Below are 20,618 nucleotides of genomic sequence, written 5' to 3' on the forward strand. Positions count from 1 at the left end.
GGGGTCCGCAAGGATGCCTGGCCAGACTGTAAGGAATCTCGATGAGCTGGCTCAATAAGCTCTTGCCACCGAAGATCAAGCGGGAAAGCCGCTCCGACAAGACTTCTTCCGTTCCGGAAGGCTTGTGGAGCAAATGCCCTGCCTGTGAAGCTGTACTGTATTACACCGATCTGGAGAGCAATCTGCAGGTCTGCCCCAAGTGCAACCATCATAATGCACTGGATGCGCGTGCGCGCCTGAACATCCTGCTGGATGAAGAGGGACGGCGTGAAATCGGTGCAGAAGTCAAACCGATAGACATCCTCAAGTTCAAGGACAGCAAGAAATACCCCGACCGTCTGGCCGCCTCGCGTGCCGCCACGGGCGAGGATGATGCCCTCGTGGTGATGCAGGGCAGTATGCTGACCGTACCGGTTGTCGTGGCTGCTTTCGAGTTCCGCTTTATCGGTGGCTCGATGGGTTCGGTGGTTGGCGAACGCTTCGTGCGCGGCGTACAAGCGGCGGTCGAGGCGCGGGCGCCTTTTGTCTGTGTGGCCGCCTCGGGTGGTGCACGCATGCAGGAGGGGCTGAATTCGCTGATGCAGATGGCCAAGACCAGTGCCGCACTGGACTTGCTGACGCAGGCGAAACTGCCGTTTATTTCCATCCTGACCGACCCGACCATGGGCGGGGTATCGGCTTCGTTTGCCTTTTTGGGTGATGTGGTGATTGCTGAACCCAATGCCTTGATCGGCTTCGCCGGCCCGCGTGTCATCGAGCAGACTGTGCGTGAAACTCTGCCTGAAGGCTTTCAGCGCGCCGAGTTCCTGTTGGAAAAAGGCGCGGTCGATATGATTGTCGACCGGCGTGAACTCAAGCAGCGCGTGGCAGATCTGGCTACCTTGCTGATGCGTGAGCCTGCGCTGGCCTGAGTTTTTATGGATGGGTGTTTTCCGCCGCCAGACTGAAAAGTCTGGCGGTTTTGCTTTTATGCGGATGTAAATTTTGTCTTTGTCATTTTTCCTTCGTGTGTGTGCTTTGACGGCGGCGCTATTTCTGAGCGCCTTTGTGCTGACAAGGCTGGATGCGGGTCTGGCTGGCTGGATCTTGCAAGAGGACGGCCCGGTGGAGGCGCTGTCGTCTTTGCTGTATCTGCTGGCAGGCGGCTATCTGCTATGGGCGCGCCCCCTCTCGTGGCACGCCCTCTGGCCTGCCGCTTTTGCCTTGCTGCATCTGGCCGTACGCGAAGCGGGTTTGCGTAGTGCTTTGTTGGGTGGCAAGGGCACGGAGCTTGCCTATTATCTGGACCCAGCCGTTGCCTGGTCGCTGAAAGTTGTCGCCTTGCTGGTGCTGGGGACGACGCTGTGTGCTGTTTTGCTCTTACTGCGCGCGGTGCCAGCCTTGCTGCGGGCTTTTTTCCATGGCAATGCCGCCGCGTGGTGGCTGGCGCTGGCGTTTGCCTATGGCGCATTGGCCCAAGTATTTGATAACTGGAGCAAGCTGTTTGAATCCGGCTGTTTTGCCTGGCAGTCGTGGTTTTTACCGCTGGAAGAGCTGGGCGAGCTGGGGATGGCGCTTGCGCTGTGCTTTGCCGTTGTCAGCTGGACTTCTGCCCGGTATACGGCTAGCGGCGAGCTGATGGCGATGCATGCAGGCCAGCGGATATGAGCAAGCATTACCTGTTTGTTGCCGCAGCGGCTTTTTTGTCGGCTTGCAGCAGTCATACTCCGCCTGCCTTGCCGGGCAGGCTTGTGCCCGTGCAGCTGTTTGCCCAGACCATGCTGCCCCATGCGGCACCCGCTGCCCGCCAGTTGGGTGTGGCGCCGGAGGTGATTGTGGCGCATGCGGCACTGGAAAGTGGCTGGGGGATGCGGCCTATCCGTCACCCTGATGGCAGTGACAGCCATAATCTTTTTAGCCTGAAAGCGACACCCTCATGGCAGGGTGAGACAGTGTCCATTTTAACGACCGAATTTATACGGGGGCGCAAGCTTAAGCGTGTCGAACGCTTCCGTGCCTATCCTTCGTTTGGCGCGGCATTTTCCGACTATGCGTCTTTGCTGGGTGGCTTGTCGCGTTATGAGGCGGTGCGGGGAGTGGGGCCGGATGCGCGGGCTTTTGCTTGTGGCTTGAAGCAAGGCGGCTATGCCACCGACCCGGCTTATGTGGGCAAACTGATCAGGGTGACTGACTCTCTGCGCCAAGTGTTGCCGGAGGCTGAATCGGGCGTCTGATGGGCTTTCAGCTGGGTGCTTGCCAAAGCTTGTAAATTGAATAGTTATTTGAATCAATGCTTTGCGGTGTTTTTGAGGTGTTGCACTAAGTAGTGCTTGTGAGGTAGTATGCGCTCCCTTTAGTTCACCCGGCTGTTTGGGTTTGACAGGAGTCAGTTTGCGCAAGCACATTCTTCTTTTCCCGTTCGTCGTCTTATTTCTCGCTGCCTGTGGCGGTACAGTCAGTCAGCCTCAGGCTGAAAAGTCTGCCACTGGCCAGTTGCAGCCACGTTTTACCGCCAGTGCACCAACGGCCAGTGTTGCCGTAGCACAAGCCAAGCCCGCTGCCGTACCTTCCGATCCTATCGGTGCTTTTACCTATACCATGCTGCCGCACGCTGAAGATGCGGCACAAACGCTGGGCGTGGATCCGGCGATTATCATTGCACATGCCGGTCTGGAAAGCGGCTGGGGCAAAAAGCCTATCCGTTTTGCCGATGGCCGCGACAGCTACAATCTGTTCAGTCTGAAAGCGTATGATTCGTGGACGGGCGACACGGTTAAGATTCGCACCACCGAGTATCTGGGCGGACGCAAAGTCAAGAAAACCGAAACCTTCCGCGCTTACCCGTCATTTCAGGCGGCCTTCGAGGACTACGCGTCCTTGCTTGCCAATAACCAGCGCTACGCCAAGGCCTTGGGGCAGGGCGACAATGCCAAGGGTTTTGCCCAAGCCTTACATAAAGGCGGCTATGCCACCGATCCGCGCTATGTCAGCAAGTTTGCCAATGTGACCAAAAAAGTGCGCCGGATCAGTGACCGCATGAGTGCATAAACCAGAACATATTGTCTGCATAATGCAAAACGCCAGCCTCAGGCTGGCGTTGCTGCGTGTAGCTTCGGATCAGGCGAGTTGTTCAGCCGTGATGGCGTGTTCGCAACGGCGTATCTTGATAAAGAACAGCACGGTCAGGGCGATGGTGGTCGCGATGCCGATGAGTGTTGCCATCGGCAGTGCCAGGCCGAAGCCTATCGGTGCGTTCGCCAGGTAGGTCACGCATACGCAGGTCATGAAGATGGCCGGCACGGTGGCAATCCAGTGGAACTTGCCGTGGCGCAGCAGATAAGCCGCCGCCGTCCACAGCATAATGCTGGCCGTGGTCTGGTTGGCCCAGCCGAAGTAGCGCCAGATTACATTGAAATCGACCTTGGTCAGCGCATAGCCGATGACAAACATGGGGATGGCAATCAGCAAGCGCTTGGCGATGGCTTTTTGCGGCATATTGAAAAAGTCGGCAATGATCAGGCGCGCCGAACGAAATGCCGTGTCGCCCGAGGTGATGGGCAGCACGATGACCCCCAGTACCGCCAGTACGCCACCGGTCATGCCCAGCAGCGAAGTGGATACCTCATGTACCACCTTGGCCGGGCCGCCGGCTGCCATGGTGGCGTTCAGTGCTTCAGGAGTGTCGTAGAAGGACAGGCCCAGCGTACACCAGATCAGCGCGATAATGCCTTCGCCTATCATGGCACCGTAGAATACGAAGCGGCCGTTTTTTTCGTTTTGCATGCAGCGCGCCATCAGCGGGGACTGGGTGGCGTGAAAGCCCGACAGGGCACCGCAGGCGATGGTGATGAACAGCAGAGGCCACAAAGGCAGTTCGCCCGGATGCATATTGGCCGTAAGATCCAGCCCAGCCGAGTAGAAGGTCTTGTTGCTGAATCCCAGACCGATAATCAGGCTGGCCGACATAAACAGCAGCAGCGCGCCAAACAGCGGGTAAACGCGGCCGATGATCTTGTCTACCGGCACAATGGTGGCGAGGATGTAATAGGCAAAAATAATGCCGGTCCAGATGACGATATTGCTGCCGGTCAGGTTGGATAGCAGCCCGGCCGGGCTGAGTACAAACACGACACCGACCAGCAAGAGCAGGATGATGGCAAAGACGTTCATGAAATGCTTCATAAACGTACCCAAATGGGTGCCGACTACGCTGGGCACCGAGGCGCCATTGGCGCGCACGCTGAGCATGCCGGAAAAGTAGTCATGCACCGCACCGGCGAAAATGCAGCCGAAGACAATCCACAACATGGCGACCGGCCCATACAGTGCGCCCAGAATGGGACCGAAGATGGGGCCGATGCCGGCGATGTTCAGCAACTGGATCAGCCAGACCTTGGCGGTAGACATTTCGACATAGTCGACGCCGTCGGCCAGGCTGGCGGCCGGGGTCGGCCGCTCGGGCTTGATGGCGAATATTTTTTCAACAAGGGTGCCATAGGCAAAATAACCTGCCAGCAGCAGGGCGCAGCACAGGGCAAACCAGACCATGGAGTAAGTCCTCTATTTCTCTTGAGCAGATATGGTCTTGCCGTTTTTGGTTCTGTCGAACTCTTATGTCTGTCCTTGCGGACAGCAAAGGCAAGACCGCGATGCAGAACGGCTTGTCTGGCATCCGCCAGTGCCGCTTGCTCAGGTCAAAATAATGGCTGCTTGTGCTGCTTGCTATGACATAACTCAAGAAAGATGCTGCTCGCTTACTTGTTTGGCAGAAAAATCCTGTTTTGCTGTCTATTCCGGCGCGCTTAAGACAATAGCCTGATCTGCTGGGCGATTTCACTAGCCAACTGCGTCGTGCCGCGACTTAAAGCCTCAACCAATGCCGGATAACCATCACCACGTTGCGGGCTCTGGATATCAAATGGCCGGCTTAAGCGCACTTTGCCTTTCTCATCCAGATAGCTGTAACGCCCGGCCAGTTGGGCGTAACCCTGATAGCTGCCATTGAACTGATCGAATACGATCTCAACTTTACCGGCTGGCGAGCCCGCAGCAGGTGGCAGCAAGGCCGCCAATTGGCTGCCTAACTGGCGGGCCAGTATTTTGTCCGGGGCTTCAGCCCACTGGTGATATTGCGCCAGATTGACCTGTACCGGGCTTTCGCGATAGACGATGCTGGGGCCGGACAGGTAGTCGGGCAGTTTGACTTCGAGCGCCAGCGGCGCGTGCAGCGCCGTTGTGGCCTCTGTCGCCGGGTTTTGCAACAGGTAATAGCTGACCTTGGGGGCACTGGCGCAGGCGCCAAGCATCAGTAGCAAGGAGAGCAGGAGGGCGCGTTGCTTCATGGTCGGGCTCCCTTGGGGGTCGGGTCGGGGGTGCTGCGATCAAACAGCAGCGCATTCGGGCTTTCGTTCAAGGTACGCACCACCGGCCGCGTTTCCTGTAATAGTGCGCCCAGTGTGCCCAGTGTCTGACTCAGTTCGCTATAGGCGACCGAGCCCTTGGAGAAGCCATCCAGCGCCGTACCCAGCTTGGCCAGTGTCTGGCGCAATTCGGCAGGCAGGGCCTGAGCGTCCGGACTGCCAACCAGGCTATTGAGCGACTGGGCCAGTTTGCCTGCTTCACCTGCCGCGTTGCGGGTTTCATTCAGTGCGCCGTTGGCGCTGTCCAGTGTCTGCTCAAGCTTGAGGGCATTGAGCTTGTCCAGCAGGGCGATGACCTTGTTTTCTATCTGCGACAGTCCGCCGCTATTGCTGGTCGGCAAAATCGGGTAGCCGCGGTAAGGCTTGGGTAGCGTGCTGATATGCTTGCCGGAGAAGTCGATATCAATAAACAGCGCGCCGCTGAGCAAATTGCCGGTCTTGAGTTTGGCGACCATGCCGTTCTGGATGGCCTGATCGATGCGCTTTTGCCAGAAGGCTTGCGGACGCTCGCCGGTTTCGTCGTCAAAACGGCCGACTTCTATTTTCAGCAGTACCGGAATGGCGCGCTTGTGTGTCGTATTCGTGGCGAGGGCAGGCGTGAATAAGGGAACGGCCGCGACCGTGCCGATACGAATGCCGCGATATTCGACCGGTGCGCCAATCTGCAAACCGCGTACCGATTCATCGAACAGGGCGACAAAGGGAAGCTGCTGTTCGTAATAAAGGTTGCTGGCACTCTCTTCACTGGCGTATAGCGTGAACTTGCTCTGATTGGCGACGCGATCCCCCAGTTCGTGTCCAGTCGGCACATCAAACGAGATGCCGCCACCCAACAAGGTGGCGAGCGAGCCGACATTGACCGAGAGACCATTGGCCGACAGATTAAAACCGACACCGCTGGTCAGCCAGAAACGCGAATTGGCGGTGACCAGTTGGTCGTAAGGGCGCTTGATAAAGAGCTGATAGCGCATTTCGCGCGCGGCGGTGTCGAATTCGGCTTTTTCGATGCGGCCGACTTCAAAGTGCTGGAACAGCACGGGGTCTCCGACATTCAGCGTTTTGACATCGCGGGCATTGAGTTGCAGGCGCAGGCCCGGTACATCCGGTGCGGTAATGGGGGGCGTGGCCAGTACCTTGAATTCACGGCTAAGCTCGCCGCTTTTGCCAGGCTGAAACTGAATGTAAACACCGGACAGCAGCGTAGACAAACCGCTGACGCCGCCATTTTCTACCCGTGGGCGTACCACCCAGAACTGGCTGTCCTGATACAGTAGCGGCGCAGCGCTTTTGTCCAGTTGCGCCTTGATAATGACGGCAGTGTGATCCGGTGCCAGGCTGACTTCACTGACTTTGCCGATATTAACGTCGAGAATCTTGATCTGGGTCTTGCCGACTTCGATACCCTCGGCCGAGGGCAGGTGCAGCGTGATTTGCGGGCCCTGATTGCTCCAGGTGGTGTACACCATCCACAAGCCCGCGATCAGGGCAACGATGGGAACAATCCAGACCAGCGAGAGCTGGCGCAATTTGGCGACCCGGGCGATGGCTTGTTTGTTGTCCGCAGGTTCAGTCATGGGCGGAGTTTTCCTTATTGATGCGTTTATCCCAGATCAGGCGGATATCGAAACTCATGGCGGCGAGCATGGTGAAGACCACCACGCCGGTAAACGAGAGGGCGGCGACGCCGGGGTAGACCGACATGATCTTGCCCATGCGCACGAGCGCCACCAGAATGGCCACGACAAAAACGTCGACCATGGACCAGCGTCCTATCAGCTCGGTCACGCGGTAAAGCTGGGTGTAGCGGCGGGCACTGACGGCTTCACCTGCGCCTTTGCGTAGCTGGGCGGCAATGCATAGCAGAGACAGCGCGGCGAATTTGGCGATGGGCACCATGACGCTGGCGATAAAAATAATCAGTGCAATCGGGTAGGAACCGATGTTCCACATAATGATCACGCCTTCGAGTATGGTCGAGGCCTCGCTGCTGCGCAGGCTTTCGGTCAGCATGATGGGGTAGAGGTTGGCCGGGATATACAAGATCGCTGCCGTCAGCAGCAAGCCGACCGTCAGTTGCAGGCTATGCGGCCGGCGCGCGCTGAGGCAGTGCGCACAGCGCACGCAGCGGCGGGCATCCTTGGGGTTGCGCTTGTCACAAGCCGGGCAGCTTTGCTCACCATCGGTCCATGGCTGGGTCGGGTCATCACCATATAATTGCGCCAGCTTGAAGTTCAGCCAGTGCTTGTCTACCAGTGAAGCGGTTTTGGTCAGCGACAGACTGAACAGCAACAGGCTCCAGAAGGACAGGCCAAAATGGATTTCGGCGAGTGAGGCCAGCTTGATCATGCTGACCAGAATGGCCAGCGCAAACACATCCACCATCATCCATGGCCGGCTGGATGCCGCCAGCTGGGCGGCTGCTCGCAAGCCCGGCCAGCGTGAGCCCAGGCGTAAGGCCAGATAAACATAGAAGGTGGCGGCCAGAAACAGGGTTGGGGCAAACAGCAGCACCAGTAACAGCAGATCGGCAATCAGTACAAAGTCTTCGTGAAACAGAATCTCGGCGCTGCTGAAAATGGTGATTTGCTGGTGTACGCCCTCAACCGTCATGCCCAGTAGCGGAAAGGCGAAGCTGAGGCAGAGAAAAATCATCGCAGCCAGTGCGTAAGCCAGCGTGCTGTCGGTGGCATGCAAAGGAATGCGGCATAGCACATCATCGCAGCGCGGGCAGTGCGCCAGCTGGCCAGCCTGTAGCGCCGGCAGGCTGAGCTCAAGGTCGCAATGCGGGCATTGCATCGGGTGCGCCGGCAGTATGGCATCTATGGCCGGCATGGTGTGACCTGCGTGGCGGGAGGGCGATGGATCATCTGGATTTGCTAAGCACGTTAAGGTTATTGATTATTCAATTGGTGTATTCTAAGGCATGTGGCACGCGGGTGGCAGCGGCGATTGCATTGGCTACGGCGTAAAAACGAGCAGCTGAACCATCATGGTAGGATGACAAAGCGTGATTTTCTGCTTTGCAGCGTGCGTGATGGCCGTTACCATCGCTCACTTGATGAGTTTGTGTGGAGTTTGCATGTTGTCCCCGTCCCGCGTTCCCGCCTTGCGCTTTATTGCCAGCTGCAAACTGCCGACCCCATGGGGCGAATTTACCATGCACGGCTTCGAAGAAGCTTCCGGGCAGGAGCATGTCGCGCTGACTCTCGGTGTGGTTGATGATGGTGCGCCGGTGCTGGTACGCCTGCATTCCGAATGCCTGACCGGCGATGCTTTGTTTTCGCTGCGTTGTGACTGCGGTTTCCAGCTGGAGGCTGCGCTGGACGCCATCGCCGAAGAGGGGCGTGGCGCTTTGCTTTACCTGCGTCAGGAAGGGCGGGGTATCGGCCTGATCAATAAGATCCGCGCCTATAAGTTGCAGGATGGGGGCGCCGATACGGTGGAGGCCAATGAGCAACTGGGTTTCCCGGCCGATATGCGCGACTTCGGCATCGCCCGCGATATGTTGTCCGAGCTGGGTATTCATCAGGTGCGGGTGATGACCAATAACCCGCGCAAGCTGGAAACGCTGAACCGTGTCGGCATCGCTGTGACCGAACATGTGCCGCTCAAGGTCGGGCGCAATAGCCATAACGATCATTACCTCAATACCAAGGCTGCCAAGCTGGGTCATTTGTTCTGAGTGGTGTGGAATGGGGAGTAGGGAGTAGGGAATAGTGGGCGGGATCGGGGAGCCGGGAACCGGGATCTGCGGTGTTGAAGTGAATGTGCTTGGCCGAAACACTGAAATCCGAGTCCCGAGTCCCGAGTCCCGAGTCCCGAGTCCCGAGTCCCGAGTCCCGAGTCCCGAGTCCCGAGTCCCGAGTCCCGAGTTACGCCAGTTCCAGCGCTGTCAGTCCCTTTTCATCCAGTCGCAGATACCCGCCGCGACCATCGTGCCAGTCGGCAATCACCCAGCGTTCGCTATGGCGCACCCCGTCGCTGATCGGGTAGCAGCCCGGGCGGTGGGTGTGGCCATGTATCAGTACCGGCCAGTCGTGCGCGGCCATCCATTCCAGTAATGCCACCTCGGTCACATCACCGGCCTCGGTATAACCCTGTTCGCGCTTCATGCCTTCGCTCTGGCTGCGTGCCAGGCGGGCAATCGCATGGCGTTCGGCCAAGGGCTTGGCCAGTAGCGCCTGTTGCCATAGCGGATTGCGGCTCATGGCGCGGAACTGCTGATAGGCGCTATCGTCGCTGCAGGCGGCATCGCCGTGGCTGAGCAGGTAATGGCGGCCATTAACCGATAACAGGCTAGGGTCGGTTAGCAGCACCGCACCGCTGGCTTGCTCAAAGCCGCTGCCCATTAAAAAGTCGCGGTTGCCGTGCATGACGTAGAGCGGCGTGTGGGCGCTAAAGCGGCGCATGGCAGCAGTCATGCGGGTGTTGAAGTCCGATGTGTCGTCATCTCCCACCCAGTATTCGAACAGATCGCCCAAGATATAGAGCGCGTCGATTTGCCCTGCCCACGTATTCAGCGTGCGCTCGAATAGTGCGGCAAGTTCAGGAACGTCTTCGGACAGGTGCAGGTCGGAAATGAAGTGGATGGGCATGGGCAGTCGGGAGAATAGGGAGTGGGGAGTGGGGAGTAGGGAGTAGGGAGTAGGGAGTAGAGAATAGGGCGTGGAGTCTTTTCTCCCCTTGCTCCCCACGCTCTACTCCCGTTTTTTTAGATAATCTCGGCCTTCTCGATCACCACGGCTTCTACCGGTACATCCTGATGACCGCCTTTGCGGCCGGTCTTGGTGCCTTTGATGCGGTCAACCACATCCTTGCCTTCCACGACCTTGCCGAATACGGCATAGCCCCAGCCATTGGACGTTTCGGACTGGAAGTTGAGGAAGTCGTTGTCGGCCACATTGATGAAGAACTGGCTGGAGGCCGAATGCGGGGCCGGGGTACGCGCCATGGCGATGGTGTAGTTCAGGTTCTTCAGGCCGTTATTGGCTTCGTTCTTGATGTTGTCGCGTGTCGGCTTCTGATCCATATCGGCCGTGAAACCGCCGCCCTGAATCATGAAGCCGTTGATGACGCGGTGGAAAATGGTGCCGTCGTAGTGGCCGTCTTTTACATACTGTTCGAAGTTGGCCGCAGTCAACGGGGCTTTTTCGCTATCCAGTTCCAGGACGATATCGCCGAAGTTGGTGGTCAGTTTGATCATGGTTTATGTCCTCGTTTGGGTTTTACTGCGCTGATTTGATAATGACTTTTTGGATGATGGTCGGCTCCAGCGGTACATCCTGCATGCCGTCCTTGAAGCCGGTGCGGCTCTTGGCGATGCGGTTGACGATGTCCATGCCTTTGCTCACTTTGCCGAATACGGCATAGCCCCAGCCTTGCGGGGTTTTGTTTTTGTGGTCGAGAAATTCATTGTCGGCCACATTGATGAAAAACTGGCTGCTGGCCGAGTGCGGGTCGGATGTGCGCGCCATGGCGAGGGTGCCGATGCGGTTTTTCAGGCCGTTGTCGGCTTCATTGGCTACGGTTGTCTTGGCCGGTTTTTGCGAGAGCGAACCATCCTTAATCTCGAAACCGCCGCCTTGCACCATAAAGCCATCGATGACGCGATGGAACATCGTATTGTTGTACTGGCCGCTCTTGGCATAAGCCAGAAAGTTGGCAACAGTCTTGGGTGCCTTGGCGGCATCCAGTGTGACTTCAATCGTCCCCTTATTGGTCACGAGATCCACCACCGGTGCGGCGAGGGTCAGGGCGGGCAGGGAACACAGCAACAAAGAGGTAAGCAAGCGTTTCATGGGCAGTTCTCGTTACATGACGGGTTTTTGCGAAACACGGATTCTAGCATAGCCATCATGACCGCCCACCCCATCCTGAACGCCGTTCGCTTGTCCGGCTTTGCCGGCATCTCCATGGCATGGGCACATGATGTAAAGCGTAAGACTTGACGCGTGTTTGCCTGCCCCCTGAGTGGCTCGGGTAGGCGAGAGGCCGGCGAGAGTCAAGCATTTAGCCAACGGAAGAAAGCATTTGTGAGTACTATCTGGGTTCGCCATTAAGTTAAAGCAATCTGTACATGCAAACAGAAGTCAAAGATAAGCCCCGTTACGCCCTGGTGGCATCGGTTCAGTTACCGGATGTCAGTGATGTCGAGTTTGAGGCTTCGCTCGCCGAATTGAGCGAATTGGCCAAGACGCTGGGTTTTCAGGTAGTGCAGACCTTTGTGCAAAAGCGCAGCAGTTTCGACCGCACGGCTTATCTGGGTGTAGGCAAGCTGGAAGAAGTCAGCATGTTCGTCAATCGCGGTGTCCGCAGCGACGGGCCGGAAGCCGGGGCGCAAGCACTGGAGTCCGCTACCGTCGAATTCGACGCTTTGCTGGTGGATCACGAAATTTCCCCGTCGCAGGCACGCAATCTGGAGCTGGCCGTAGGCTGCCCGGTGATGGACCGCACCATGGTCATCCTGGAGATTTTTCATCGTAATGCCCGCTCGCGTGCAGCCCGCGCGCAGGTGGAAATTGCCCGTCTGGGTTATATGGCGCCGCGCCTGCGTGAAGCGGCCAAGCTGGCGGGCCCGCAAGGCCGGCAGCGTAGCGGCATGGGCGGGCGCGGTGCCGGTGAATCGCATACCGAGCTGGACCGTCGCAAGGTGCGTGACCGCATTGCCGAACTGCAGCGCGAAATCATTGCCATGGAGCTGGAGCGCAAGACCCAGCGCGCTCGCCGTCTGGAGCGTCAGGGACTGGGCGGGGTGTCGCTGGTGGGGTATACCAATGCCGGCAAGTCCACGCTGATGCGCGCGCTGACCGGTAGCGAGGTGCTGGTGGCCAATAAGCTGTTTGCCACGCTGGACACCACGGTGCGTGCCCTTTATCCGGAAAGCGTGCCGCGCGTGTTGGTAAGCGATACGGTCGGCTTCATCAAGAACCTGCCTCACGGCTTGGTGGCCTCTTTCAAGTCGACGCTGGAAGAAGCACTGGATGCGGCGCTGTTGCTGCATGTGATTGATGCCAGCGATCCCGGTTTCCTGCGTCAGCTGGAGGTGACCGACGAAGTGCTGCAGGAAATCGGCGCCGACGAAGTGCCGCGTATTCGCGTGTTCAACAAGATCGACCATGTCGGTGATGAAAGCGAGCAGGCGGCCCGGACTGCCGAACTGCAGCAGCGTTATCCGGGTTGTGTGGTGATGAGTGCGCGTCGCCCGGAGGAAGTCGCCAGCCTGCACGCGATGATCGTCTCCTTCTTTCAGCAGGATCTGGTGGAGGACGCGCTGCTGCTGCCGTGGTCGGCACAACAACTGCGCGGTGAAATCTACAGCCATTGTCAGGTCTTGGAGGAGCGTGCCGAGGAAGAGGGCAGCTGGTTCCGGGTGCGTGGCGAGCCGGAAAAATTGCGCAGCCTGCATGCACAGCTCAACCCGGGTGCTCAAGGCCGGGAAAAGGAATACTGGGAAGTTTAAGCCGCGATGGCCGCATAGCCTAAGCCCGTACCGGGTTGGGTGAGGGCTATTTTGTATGAGTCAGGCGGGCATGGCCCGCTTGCTCAGGCTGCGCGAGTCGTTGGTCTTATCCTTTCGCTGGCAGAATGCAGCCGAGCGGCGCCAGTCAACGCGAGCTTCCACTTTTTTCATGCACTTCTGTGACGGGCCTGTGCATCGCGCTCAGGTAGGCGTGACTGCAGTGCTTGTTCTTGCCTGTCCAGAATCAACGTCGTGCGCAACTGGGGCGGATCCGCCAGCTCACCATGTCACGCACGAATACGTCTACTCGGCAAACCGGCCCGATCCCCCCTTGTTTCAATGCGTATCAATGAAGGCTTGCATGGCTTGATGCGGGGGGCTTGACCTGCGCCAAAATACGCACAGCCAGCCGCAAGATTTTATTCGCCTTTTCAATTCGCGAACTTTGCGCCCCAACGCTTTGACCCGCGCGGCCTTAGCACAGCCTTCTAGCGCATTGCTGCCGGCGAATGCCGTGGCGAAGGTTTTGCCGCTTGCCGCCTGTTATATACGCCGCACATTTAAATGGGATTGTCTTTCTGCTTGTATTGCGCATGGCGTGCGCCATCTATTTTGCATTCGGCCATTGATCAAAATTTTCGGCGATTCGTTATTTTATTGCGCAGTTGTTATTTTTTTGTGATTTTAATGGCGGAATTTTCTTGTGTAAAAGCGTATTCAGAGTTTAGACTCTGCGCACTAAAAAGCGAGCGCATAGTTCTTATGCTCTTGTTGCGCTGATGCGCCAGACAATACACCACTTGGCGAGCCTATCGCCCGGAGATCCGCATGACCCGTTTTAATCGTACCTCCTTGTTGATCGCTGCATTGTTTGCGGCGGCACCTGCCGTTCACGCCGCCGGCTTTCAGTTGTCCGAGCAGAGTATTGTCGGTCTGGGCCGTGCCCATGCCGGTGCCGGCGTCGCCGGCGATGACCTGTCCGCCGTATTTTACAATCCGGCCGGCATGATGCTGCTGAACGGTACGCAAGTGCAGGGCGGTTTTACCTATGCCGAGATTGATGCGCCGTTCGAAGGGGTCACCACTAAGGGCAAGCGTTTTACTGAAAATGGCCGCGCCGGTGGCGAAGCGATTCCTAACGCCTTTTTTGTGCATGAAATCAACGAGCGTACCCGCTTCGGTTTTGGTGTCACCGTACCGTTTGGCTTGGGTTCCGGCTATGGCGAAAACTGGGGTGGGCGCAATGACGGCATCGAAGCTCATATCATGACCGTCGACCTGAACCCGTCGCTAGCCTACCAGTTGAACGATAAGTTGAGCATCGGTGGTGGTGTGTCGGCACAATACACCAAGGCCAACCTGAAAAAAGGTGCGCTAGGTAGTGCCAGTGGTGAAATCGAGGCAGATAGCTGGGACTACGGTTACAACCTGGGGCTGATGTACCAGTTCAATGCGGATAGTCGCGTGGGTCTGTCTTACCGTTCCAAGATTCAGCATGAGCCGGAGGGGGATTACACGGTAGAGGGATTGCCTGCATTTACTGGCCTTAATGGTGTGTATGGTGGCTCTACGCGTGTGACCACACCGGAATCAATCTTGCTGTCCGGCTACCATCGCATTGATCCCAAGCTGGCGCTGACCGGCAGCTTGCGCTGGAGTAATTGGAGCCGTTACGAGACTTTAGTGATTGAAAACGACAGTGGTAAGCCCGTAATCGGCGAGCCTTCTATTATTCCAAACAACTGGAAGGCCAGCTGGTTTGCTTCGGTCGGTGCCGATTACAACTACAGCGACAAGCTGACCTTGCGCGGCGGCGTGGCCTATGAAACCAGTCCGGTGCCGGATGCGGAGCACCGTAACCCGCTGATCCCTGACACAGACCGCGTGTGGTTGAGTCTGGGGGCCAGTTATCAGGTCGATAAGGCGTTGACGGTGGATGCCGGTTACACCTATCTGATGGGCGTGGGTGACCGCGATATCAATGCTAAGAGTTTCCAGGGTAGTTACAGCTCCATCACCGGCCACCTGATCGGTGTTGGCATGCAGTACCGCTTCTGATCGTTCACGGGTTTCAGGCGAGCGGTGGCTCGGACACTCCGACGCTGTGCGCCCAACCGCCTCATGAGCGCATCTGAATGTTCATAAAAAGGCCCTCCAGTCGGAGGGCCTTTGCATTTCATATGGTGCAGGTTTTGCCTGCGGGGTGGGGCAATCAGAAGGCGAAGTGCTCGTCCTGCAAGCTCATCAGCGGCTTGGCGCCGGTTTTGATCTTGGCCTTGAGGCTTTCAACTTCAGGCAGCAACTTGGCGTAGTAGAAGCGCGCCGTGGTGATCTTGGCGTTGTAGAACGCATCATCGCCGCTGCCCAGCTTGCTGTACGCCACTTCCGCCATGCGTGCCCACAACCAGGCATAAGTGATGTGTCCGATCAGGCGCAGGAAATCGGTCGCTGCCGCACCGGCTTCATCCTTATCCATCATCGACGCCATGCCGATGCCCATGGTGGTTTCGCCGATTTCTTTCAGCAGTTTGGACAATGGGCCGACGAATTCGGCCAGTTGCGCGTTGGCGGCATGGGCTTCGCAGAACTTGTGGATCTGCTTGGAGAACTTGCGCAGCTTGGCGCCTTGATCCAGCAGCACCTTGCGACCCAAGAGGTCAATGGCCTGGATGCCGTTGGTGCCTTCGTACAGTTGCGAGATGCGGCAATCGCGGACCAGCTGCTCCATGCCCCATTCACGGATAAAGCCGTGGCCACCGAATACCTGCACCCCCATATTGGCCGCTTCATAACCGTTGTCGGTCATAAAGGCCTTGGCGACCGGTGTCAGTAGCGCCACCAGGTCGGCAGCATCCTGACGCGCCTCGGCATCCGGGTGCTTTTCTTCAATATCCAGTTGCAGCGCAAGCAGTGCAGTCAGTGCGCGGCCGGCTTCGGTGTAGGCTTTTTGCGTCAGCAGCATGCGGCGTACATCGGGATGCACAATGATAGGGTCTGCCGCTTTTTCCGGGAATTTGGCACCGGTGAGCGCGCGCATCTGCAGACGGTCACGCGCGTAGGTGAGCGCACCTTGGAACGACGCTTCGCCTATGCCCAGACCCTGCATGCCGCAACCCAGACGCGCCGCATTCATCATGGTGAACATGCACGACAGGCCTTTGTTCGGCTCGCCGATCAGATAGCCCTTGGCATTGTCGAGATTGATGACGGCGGTGGCGTTGGCCTTGATGCCCATCTTGTGCTCGAGTGCGCCGCAGGAGACCGGGTTGCGGCTGCCATCGGCATGGAATTTCGGCACGATGAAGAGGGAAATGCCCTTCACATCCTTAGGTGCATCCGGCAGACGTGCCAGCACCAGATGGATGATATTGTCGGACATGTCATGTTCGCCGGCCGAGATGAAAATCTTGGTGCCGGTAATGCTGTAGCTGCCATCGCCGTTAGGCTCGGCGCGGGTCTTGAGCAGGCCCAGATCGGTGCCGCAATGCGGTTCGGTCAGGCACATGGTGCCGGTCCAGCTGCCATCGACCAGATGTGGCAGGTAGGTGTCTTTTTGTTCGGCGGTGCCGTGTGCATGGATGGCGGCGTAGGCACCATGCGACAGGCCGGGGTACATGCTCCAGGCGACGTTGGCCGAGCACTGCATCTCCATAATCGGGAAGGCCAGCGTCTTGGGCATGCCCTGGCCGCCATAAGCCGGGTCGCAGTCGAGACCGGTAAAGCCCAGTTCGCAAAACTGCTGGTAAGCTTGTTTGAAGCCAGCCGGCGTCTTGACGCTATGGTCGGCGGCATTGAATTCGCAGCCTTCTTCATCGCCGCTGCGGTTGAGCGGTGCAATTTCGTTTTCGCAGAATTGGGCTGCGGCTTCCAGATAGGAGGCGAAGATGTCCTGAGTCGCCTCTTCATAGCCCGGCAGCGTCGGGATAATGTCCTGAACTTTGATCAGCTCATTAAGGACGAAGTCGAGGTCACGCAGGGGGGCTTTGTAGGCTGGCATCAGGGAAATCTCCTTTTTGTGTCGCTACCGGGGCTGTCCGGGTTATATTTTGTTGTGCTGCCAGTATTTGCCAACAGCATTCAAACGTATGTTTAAATTACTTGCGCCGGTTTTGCAATCCCTGTGCCGATAATTTTTTATTTTCGATGTGTGCCAATGCGGATGAACAGCTAAAAGTGCGACATTTTTTGCATAAATATATGCCGGATCGGGATGCGGTGTTCGCCAACCGCTGCTTGCGGCCATTGGCACCTTGGCTGGACAAGCCGGCTTATTGGAGCTGGAACCGGCGCAAGGTCGCGTTAGCCTTTGCCGTTGGCCTGTTTTCCGGGTTGATGCCGGGGCCGACACAAATGTTGGCCGCGGCGCTATTGGCGCTGGTGCTACGGGTCAATCTGCCGGTGGCGCTGGCGACGACCCTGTATACCAATCCCTTCACCTATCTGCCGCTTTACTGGTTGGCCTATGCGTACGGGCGTTTTTTGCTTGATGTCAATGGCGCGGCGAGTATCAGTATTCCTCCGCCCGAGTTGCAGGGGCTGGACTTCGCCTCGTGGCTGCATGCCTTTATTTTGTGGTGCCAATCACTCGGCCTGCCCTTGCTTTTGGGTGTGCCGGCATTGGGTTTGACCTTTGCCGTGAGCGGCTATGTGCTGGTTCGCCTGATATGGCGGGCCTGTCTGGTTTTTCAGTTCAAAAAAAGAAGGCGCAAGCGTGGATCTCACTGAACAACAACTTTCCAGTACACAGGTTTATCAGGGGCATTTTCTGTCGGTCAACCGGGACTGTGTCCGCTTGCCGGATGGAAAAACAGCGACGCGCGAATATATCCAGCACCCCGGCGCGGTGGCCATTCTGGCGCTGAACCCGGCGGGAGAACTCATTCTTGAACGGCAATACCGTTACCCGTTGGGGTGCGCTTTTATCGAGATTCCCGCCGGCAAGATGGATGCGGATGAAAGCCATGCCGATACGGCCAAACGCGAGTTATGGGAGGAGACAGGCTATACGGCCGAGCACTGGTCATGGCTGGGCTCAGCCTATCCGTGTATCGGCTATTCGAATGAGGTGATCCACTATTATCTGGCCGAAGGTTTGCAGCAGAACGAGCGGCAACTGGATGAAGGGGAGTTTCTCGAGGTGCTCGCTTTGCCTCTGGACGAGGTGTTGGCGATGGCTGGCGATGGCCGCATCAACGACAGTAAAAGCATTGTCGGTTTGAGCTTTTTGCGCGCCCGTTTGGCGGCACGCTATCAAGATGAACCCGGCTGATCCGCGTATAGACCGGCGCGATGCCCGCCGGATTCAGATGGGCTGCAAAGCCAGACTGAAAGTACTGGCCAGCGGTGAGCTGTTTTACGGCGAGTGTATCGAGCTTTCCGTACACGGCTTATCGGTGCGGACCGCGTTTGTGCCGCGGTTTGGCGAAAAAATCGAAATTGTGCTGATGGTGGCGGGCATGGGCGCACTGCCTGCAGCGCCTTTGTATCTTGTGGCCGAGGTGCGTCGTTGCAACGAGGTGGTGCAGGGCCATTTGTACGATATTGGCTTTGCCATTATTGAGCGCAAGGCCGGCTAGGCATGCAGTCGCGTGGTGACTTAAACCCGGCAACCGGCATTGTGCCGGTTTTTTGTTGCAATTTTTTTGCTTTAACCGGGCTCTCTCGCTATACCAAAAAAAACAGCAAACAATATGAAACAGACACTCTAGATGCAAGGGGGATGCGGTTGCATGGCGCATTCGTGTGCCTCCCTGCAAACAGCAAGGAGTAGCGCCATGTCCGCAGACATCTTCAGCCACTATGCCGCCCGTTACGACAAGAGCCGGGAAGAGGAATACACCATTCAGGAGTTTCTGGCGCTGTGCAAACGCGAGCCTGGTACCTATGCCACGGCCGCCGAACGCATGCTGCAGGCCATTGGCGAGCCTGAATTGGTCGACACCCGCCACGATGCCCGCTTGTCACGCATTTTTTCCAACAAGGTGATCAAGGTCTATCCCGCCTTCCGTGATTTTTACGGCATGGAGGAGGTGATCGAGCAGGTCGTCTCTTATTTTCGCCATGCCGCGCAGGGTCTGGAAGAGAAAAAGCAGATTCTCTATTTGCTGGGGCCGGTAGGTGGCGGTAAAAGCTCGATTGCCGAACAGCTCAAGTCGCTGATGCAGGATGTGCCGTTTTATGCCATCAAGGGCAGCCCGATTAACGAGTCGCCGCTGGGCTTGTTTAATGTCGAGGAAGACGGTGCGCTGCTGGAAGAGGAGTTCGGCATTCCGCGCCGCTATCTCAAAACCATCCCCAGTCCATGGGCCGTCAAGCGCCTGCACGAGTTTGGCGGCGATATCGAGCAGTTCCGCGTGGTCAAGCGCTACCCGTCTGTACTTAAGCAGGTCGCGGTGGCCAAGACCGAGCCTGGCGATGAAAATAATCAGGACATCTCGTCTCTGGTGGGCAAGGTCGATATCCGCAAGCTGGAAAAATATGCGCAGGATGACCCGGATGCGTACAGCTTCTCCGGCGGCCTATGCCTGGCCAATCAGGGCCTGCTTGAGTTTGTCGAAATGTTCAAGGCACCGATCAAGGTCTTGCATCCCTTGCTGACGGCAACGCAGGAGGGCAACTACAAGGGAACCGAAGGCTTTGGCGCGATTCCGTTCGAGGGCATTATTCTGGCGCACTCCAACGAGTCCGAATGGAAACAGTTCAAGAACAATAAAAACAACGAAGCCTTTCTGGACCGTATTTACATCGTCAAAGTGCCTTACTGCCTGCGCGTCTCGGACGAGGTGAAAATCTACGACAAGCTGATCGTTAATTCGTCGCTGGGGTCTGCGCCTTGCGCCCCCGGCACGCTGAAGATGATGGCGCAATTTGCGGTGTTGTCGCGCCTGAAAGAGCCGGAAAACTCCAGCTTGTTTAGCAAGATGCTGGTGTATGACGGCGACAGCCTGAAGGATACCGATCCCAAGGCCAAGAGCCAGCAGGAGTACCGCGATTATGCCGGGGTCGATGAGGGCATGAATGGGCTATCGACGCGCTTCGCCTACAAGATCCTGTCTAAAGTGTTCAACTTTGATCATGCCGAAGTGGCGGCCAATCCGGTGCACCTTTTGTATGTGCTGGAGCAGCAGGTCGAACGCGAACAGTTTCCGCCCGAGACCGAGCAGCGTTACCTGACTTTCCTTAAGGAGTATCTGGCACCCAAGTATGTTGAGTTTATCGGCAAGGAGATCCAGACCGCTTATCTGGAGAGTTATTCCGAGTACGGGCAGAATATTTTTGACCGCTATGTCACTTTTGCCGACTACTGGATACAGGATCAGGAATTCCGCGATCAGGATACCGGCGAAATTTTCGATCGCGGCTCGCTTAATGCCGAGCTGGAGAAGATAGAAAAGCCGGCGGGGATTTCCAATCCCAAGGATTTCCGCAATGAGATTGTCAATTTTGTCCTGCGTGCCCGGGCCAATAACCATGGCAAAAATCCGGCCTGGACCAGTTACGAGAAGCTGCGCACGGTTATAGAGAAGAAAATGTTCTCTAACACCGAAGAGCTATTGCCGGTGATTTCGTTTAACGCCAAAGCCAGCGTCGAGGACTCGAAAAAGCACGAGGATTTTGTCAACCGCATGGTGGAGAAAGGCTATACCCCGAAACAGGTACGCTTGTTGTGCGAATGGTATTTGCGCGTACGCAAGTCGTCCTGAACGGATAAGGCCGGGTTGCCCTTGCGGGTAGCCCGGACCCCTTGAGCCGAAGGGAGA

Annotated in this window: 19 protein-coding genes; 11 read left to right on the forward strand and 8 right to left on the reverse strand. The window is 57.2% G+C overall.

Annotation, left to right across the window (positions count from 1 at the left end; all coding sequences use genetic code 11):
• The first annotated feature begins 41 nt into the window (after window positions 1-41).
• The 4 genes from accD (at window position 42) to flgJ (ending at window position 3,027) form a co-directional block, all read left to right on the forward strand.
• Entirely contained in the window at window positions 42-911 is an 870-nt protein-coding gene (gene accD, locus M3P88_RS03745; RefSeq protein ID WP_249614702.1) for an acetyl-CoA carboxylase, carboxyltransferase subunit beta, read from the forward strand.
• A gap of 136 nt (window positions 912-1,047) precedes the next feature.
• Entirely contained in the window at window positions 1,048-1,647 is a 600-nt protein-coding gene (locus M3P88_RS03750; RefSeq protein ID WP_249614703.1) for a hypothetical protein, read from the forward strand.
• Window positions 1,644-2,213, forward strand: a complete 570-nt coding sequence (locus tag M3P88_RS03755; RefSeq protein ID WP_249614704.1) for a glycoside hydrolase family 73 protein — start codon at window positions 1,644-1,646, stop codon at window positions 2,211-2,213. The genes M3P88_RS03750 and M3P88_RS03755 overlap by 4 nt, the downstream gene beginning before the upstream one ends.
• Before the next feature lie 157 nt (window positions 2,214-2,370).
• Window positions 2,371-3,027, forward strand: coding sequence for a flagellar assembly peptidoglycan hydrolase FlgJ (flgJ, locus tag M3P88_RS03760; RefSeq protein WP_249614705.1), 657 nt, complete (start codon window positions 2,371-2,373; stop codon window positions 3,025-3,027).
• A gap of 69 nt (window positions 3,028-3,096) precedes the next feature.
• On the opposite strand, the gene M3P88_RS03765 is transcribed toward flgJ, so the two are convergent.
• The 4 genes from M3P88_RS03765 to M3P88_RS03780 all read right to left on the reverse strand — a co-directional run bounded on the left by M3P88_RS03765 (window position 3,097) and on the right by M3P88_RS03780 (window position 8,231).
• Complete coding sequence (locus M3P88_RS03765) at window positions 3,097-4,527, reverse strand: carbon starvation CstA family protein (RefSeq protein ID WP_249614706.1); 1,431 nt, start codon at window positions 4,525-4,527, stop codon at window positions 3,097-3,099.
• A gap of 254 nt (window positions 4,528-4,781) precedes the next feature.
• Window positions 4,782-5,321, reverse strand: coding sequence for a PqiC family protein (locus M3P88_RS03770; protein ID WP_249614707.1), 540 nt, complete (start codon window positions 5,319-5,321; stop codon window positions 4,782-4,784).
• Window positions 5,318-6,973, reverse strand: coding sequence for an intermembrane transport protein PqiB (pqiB, locus tag M3P88_RS03775; protein ID WP_249614708.1), 1,656 nt, complete (start codon window positions 6,971-6,973; stop codon window positions 5,318-5,320). Before pqiB ends, M3P88_RS03770 begins: the two co-directional genes overlap by 4 nt.
• Window positions 6,966-8,231: a paraquat-inducible protein A gene (locus tag M3P88_RS03780; protein WP_249614709.1), complete on the reverse strand. Its 1,266-nt coding sequence runs from the start codon at window positions 8,229-8,231 to the stop codon at window positions 6,966-6,968. Before M3P88_RS03780 ends, pqiB begins: the two co-directional genes overlap by 8 nt.
• A 247-nt stretch (window positions 8,232-8,478) precedes the next feature.
• On the opposite strand from M3P88_RS03780, the gene ribA reads away from it, so the two are divergent.
• Entirely contained in the window at window positions 8,479-9,081 is a 603-nt protein-coding gene (gene ribA / locus M3P88_RS03785) for a GTP cyclohydrolase II (protein ID WP_124735276.1), read from the forward strand.
• A 190-nt stretch (window positions 9,082-9,271) separates the two neighbouring features.
• Here ribA and M3P88_RS03790 read toward each other — a convergent pair whose 3' ends face one another.
• The 3 genes from M3P88_RS03790 to M3P88_RS03800 form a co-directional block, all read right to left on the reverse strand.
• Window positions 9,272-9,994, reverse strand: coding sequence for a UDP-2,3-diacylglucosamine diphosphatase (locus M3P88_RS03790; protein WP_249614710.1), 723 nt, complete (start codon window positions 9,992-9,994; stop codon window positions 9,272-9,274).
• A gap of 116 nt (window positions 9,995-10,110) precedes the next feature.
• Entirely contained in the window at window positions 10,111-10,602 is a 492-nt protein-coding gene (locus M3P88_RS03795; RefSeq protein WP_249614711.1) for a peptidylprolyl isomerase, read from the reverse strand.
• A 22-nt stretch (window positions 10,603-10,624) separates the two neighbouring features.
• Complete coding sequence (locus tag M3P88_RS03800) at window positions 10,625-11,197, reverse strand: peptidylprolyl isomerase (RefSeq protein WP_249614712.1); 573 nt, start codon at window positions 11,195-11,197, stop codon at window positions 10,625-10,627.
• Window positions 11,198-11,475: 278 nt separating this feature from the next.
• On the opposite strand from M3P88_RS03800, the gene hflX reads away from it, so the two are divergent.
• Together hflX and M3P88_RS03810 are read left to right on the forward strand one after the other, a co-directional pair.
• Complete coding sequence (gene hflX, locus M3P88_RS03805; protein ID WP_249614713.1) at window positions 11,476-12,858, forward strand: GTPase HflX; 1,383 nt, start codon at window positions 11,476-11,478, stop codon at window positions 12,856-12,858.
• Between the two features lie 828 nt (window positions 12,859-13,686).
• Complete coding sequence (locus M3P88_RS03810; protein WP_249614714.1) at window positions 13,687-14,916, forward strand: OmpP1/FadL family transporter; 1,230 nt, start codon at window positions 13,687-13,689, stop codon at window positions 14,914-14,916.
• A gap of 154 nt (window positions 14,917-15,070) precedes the next feature.
• On the opposite strand, the gene M3P88_RS03815 is transcribed toward M3P88_RS03810, so the two are convergent.
• Window positions 15,071-16,855 (reverse strand): acyl-CoA dehydrogenase C-terminal domain-containing protein, encoded by a 1,785-nt coding sequence (locus M3P88_RS03815; protein ID WP_249614715.1) that lies wholly within the window; start codon window positions 16,853-16,855, stop codon window positions 15,071-15,073.
• Between the two features lie 200 nt (window positions 16,856-17,055).
• On the opposite strand from M3P88_RS03815, the gene M3P88_RS03820 reads away from it, so the two are divergent.
• The 4 genes from M3P88_RS03820 (at window position 17,056) to M3P88_RS03835 (ending at window position 20,561) form a co-directional block, all read left to right on the forward strand.
• Window positions 17,056-17,583, forward strand: a complete 528-nt coding sequence (locus M3P88_RS03820) for a DUF2062 domain-containing protein (protein WP_249614716.1) — start codon at window positions 17,056-17,058, stop codon at window positions 17,581-17,583.
• Window positions 17,570-18,127: an NUDIX domain-containing protein gene (locus M3P88_RS03825; RefSeq protein ID WP_249614717.1), complete on the forward strand. Its 558-nt coding sequence runs from the start codon at window positions 17,570-17,572 to the stop codon at window positions 18,125-18,127. The genes M3P88_RS03820 and M3P88_RS03825 overlap by 14 nt, the downstream gene beginning before the upstream one ends.
• A complete protein-coding gene (locus tag M3P88_RS03830; RefSeq protein ID WP_249614718.1) occupies window positions 18,114-18,434 on the forward strand; it encodes a PilZ domain-containing protein in 321 nt (106 codons plus the stop codon). Before M3P88_RS03825 ends, M3P88_RS03830 begins: the two co-directional genes overlap by 14 nt.
• A gap of 198 nt (window positions 18,435-18,632) precedes the next feature.
• Window positions 18,633-20,561 carry a PrkA family serine protein kinase gene (locus tag M3P88_RS03835; protein WP_249614719.1) on the forward strand — a complete coding sequence of 643 codons (1,929 nt, stop codon included), beginning with the start codon at window positions 18,633-18,635 and terminating at the stop codon, window positions 20,559-20,561.
• Window positions 20,562-20,618 lie beyond the last annotated feature (57 nt).

The sequence above is a fragment of the Craterilacuibacter sp. RT1T genome (assembly GCF_023502145.1).
In the GTDB taxonomy this organism is placed as follows: domain Bacteria; phylum Pseudomonadota; class Gammaproteobacteria; order Burkholderiales; family Chromobacteriaceae; genus Craterilacuibacter.

Bases quoted from the DNA above. Each gene is read 5' to 3' on its own strand.
- accD (WP_249614702.1), top strand. From the start codon at position 42: ATGAGCTGGCTCAATAAGCTCTTGCCACCGAAGATCAAGCGGGAAAGC.
- M3P88_RS03755 (WP_249614704.1), top strand. From the start codon at position 1,644: ATGAGCAAGCATTACCTGTTTGTTGCCGCAGCGGCTTTTTTGTCGGCT.
- M3P88_RS03765 (WP_249614706.1), bottom strand. From the start codon at position 4,527: ATGGTCTGGTTTGCCCTGTGCTGCGCCCTGCTGCTGGCAGGTTATTTT.
- M3P88_RS03770 (WP_249614707.1), bottom strand. From the start codon at position 5,321: ATGAAGCAACGCGCCCTCCTGCTCTCCTTGCTACTGATGCTTGGCGCC.
- pqiB (WP_249614708.1), bottom strand. From the start codon at position 6,973: ATGACTGAACCTGCGGACAACAAACAAGCCATCGCCCGGGTCGCCAAA.
- M3P88_RS03780 (WP_249614709.1), bottom strand. From the start codon at position 8,231: ATGCCGGCCATAGATGCCATACTGCCGGCGCACCCGATGCAATGCCCG.
- ribA (WP_124735276.1), top strand. From the start codon at position 8,479: ATGTTGTCCCCGTCCCGCGTTCCCGCCTTGCGCTTTATTGCCAGCTGC.
- M3P88_RS03790 (WP_249614710.1), bottom strand. From the start codon at position 9,994: ATGCCCATCCACTTCATTTCCGACCTGCACCTGTCCGAAGACGTTCCT.
- M3P88_RS03795 (WP_249614711.1), bottom strand. From the start codon at position 10,602: ATGATCAAACTGACCACCAACTTCGGCGATATCGTCCTGGAACTGGAT.
- M3P88_RS03800 (WP_249614712.1), bottom strand. From the start codon at position 11,197: ATGAAACGCTTGCTTACCTCTTTGTTGCTGTGTTCCCTGCCCGCCCTG.
- hflX (WP_249614713.1), top strand. From the start codon at position 11,476: ATGCAAACAGAAGTCAAAGATAAGCCCCGTTACGCCCTGGTGGCATCG.
- M3P88_RS03810 (WP_249614714.1), top strand. From the start codon at position 13,687: ATGACCCGTTTTAATCGTACCTCCTTGTTGATCGCTGCATTGTTTGCG.
- M3P88_RS03815 (WP_249614715.1), bottom strand. From the start codon at position 16,855: ATGCCAGCCTACAAAGCCCCCCTGCGTGACCTCGACTTCGTCCTTAAT.
- M3P88_RS03820 (WP_249614716.1), top strand. From the start codon at position 17,056: ATGCCGGATCGGGATGCGGTGTTCGCCAACCGCTGCTTGCGGCCATTG.
- M3P88_RS03830 (WP_249614718.1), top strand. From the start codon at position 18,114: ATGAACCCGGCTGATCCGCGTATAGACCGGCGCGATGCCCGCCGGATT.
- M3P88_RS03835 (WP_249614719.1), top strand. From the start codon at position 18,633: ATGTCCGCAGACATCTTCAGCCACTATGCCGCCCGTTACGACAAGAGC.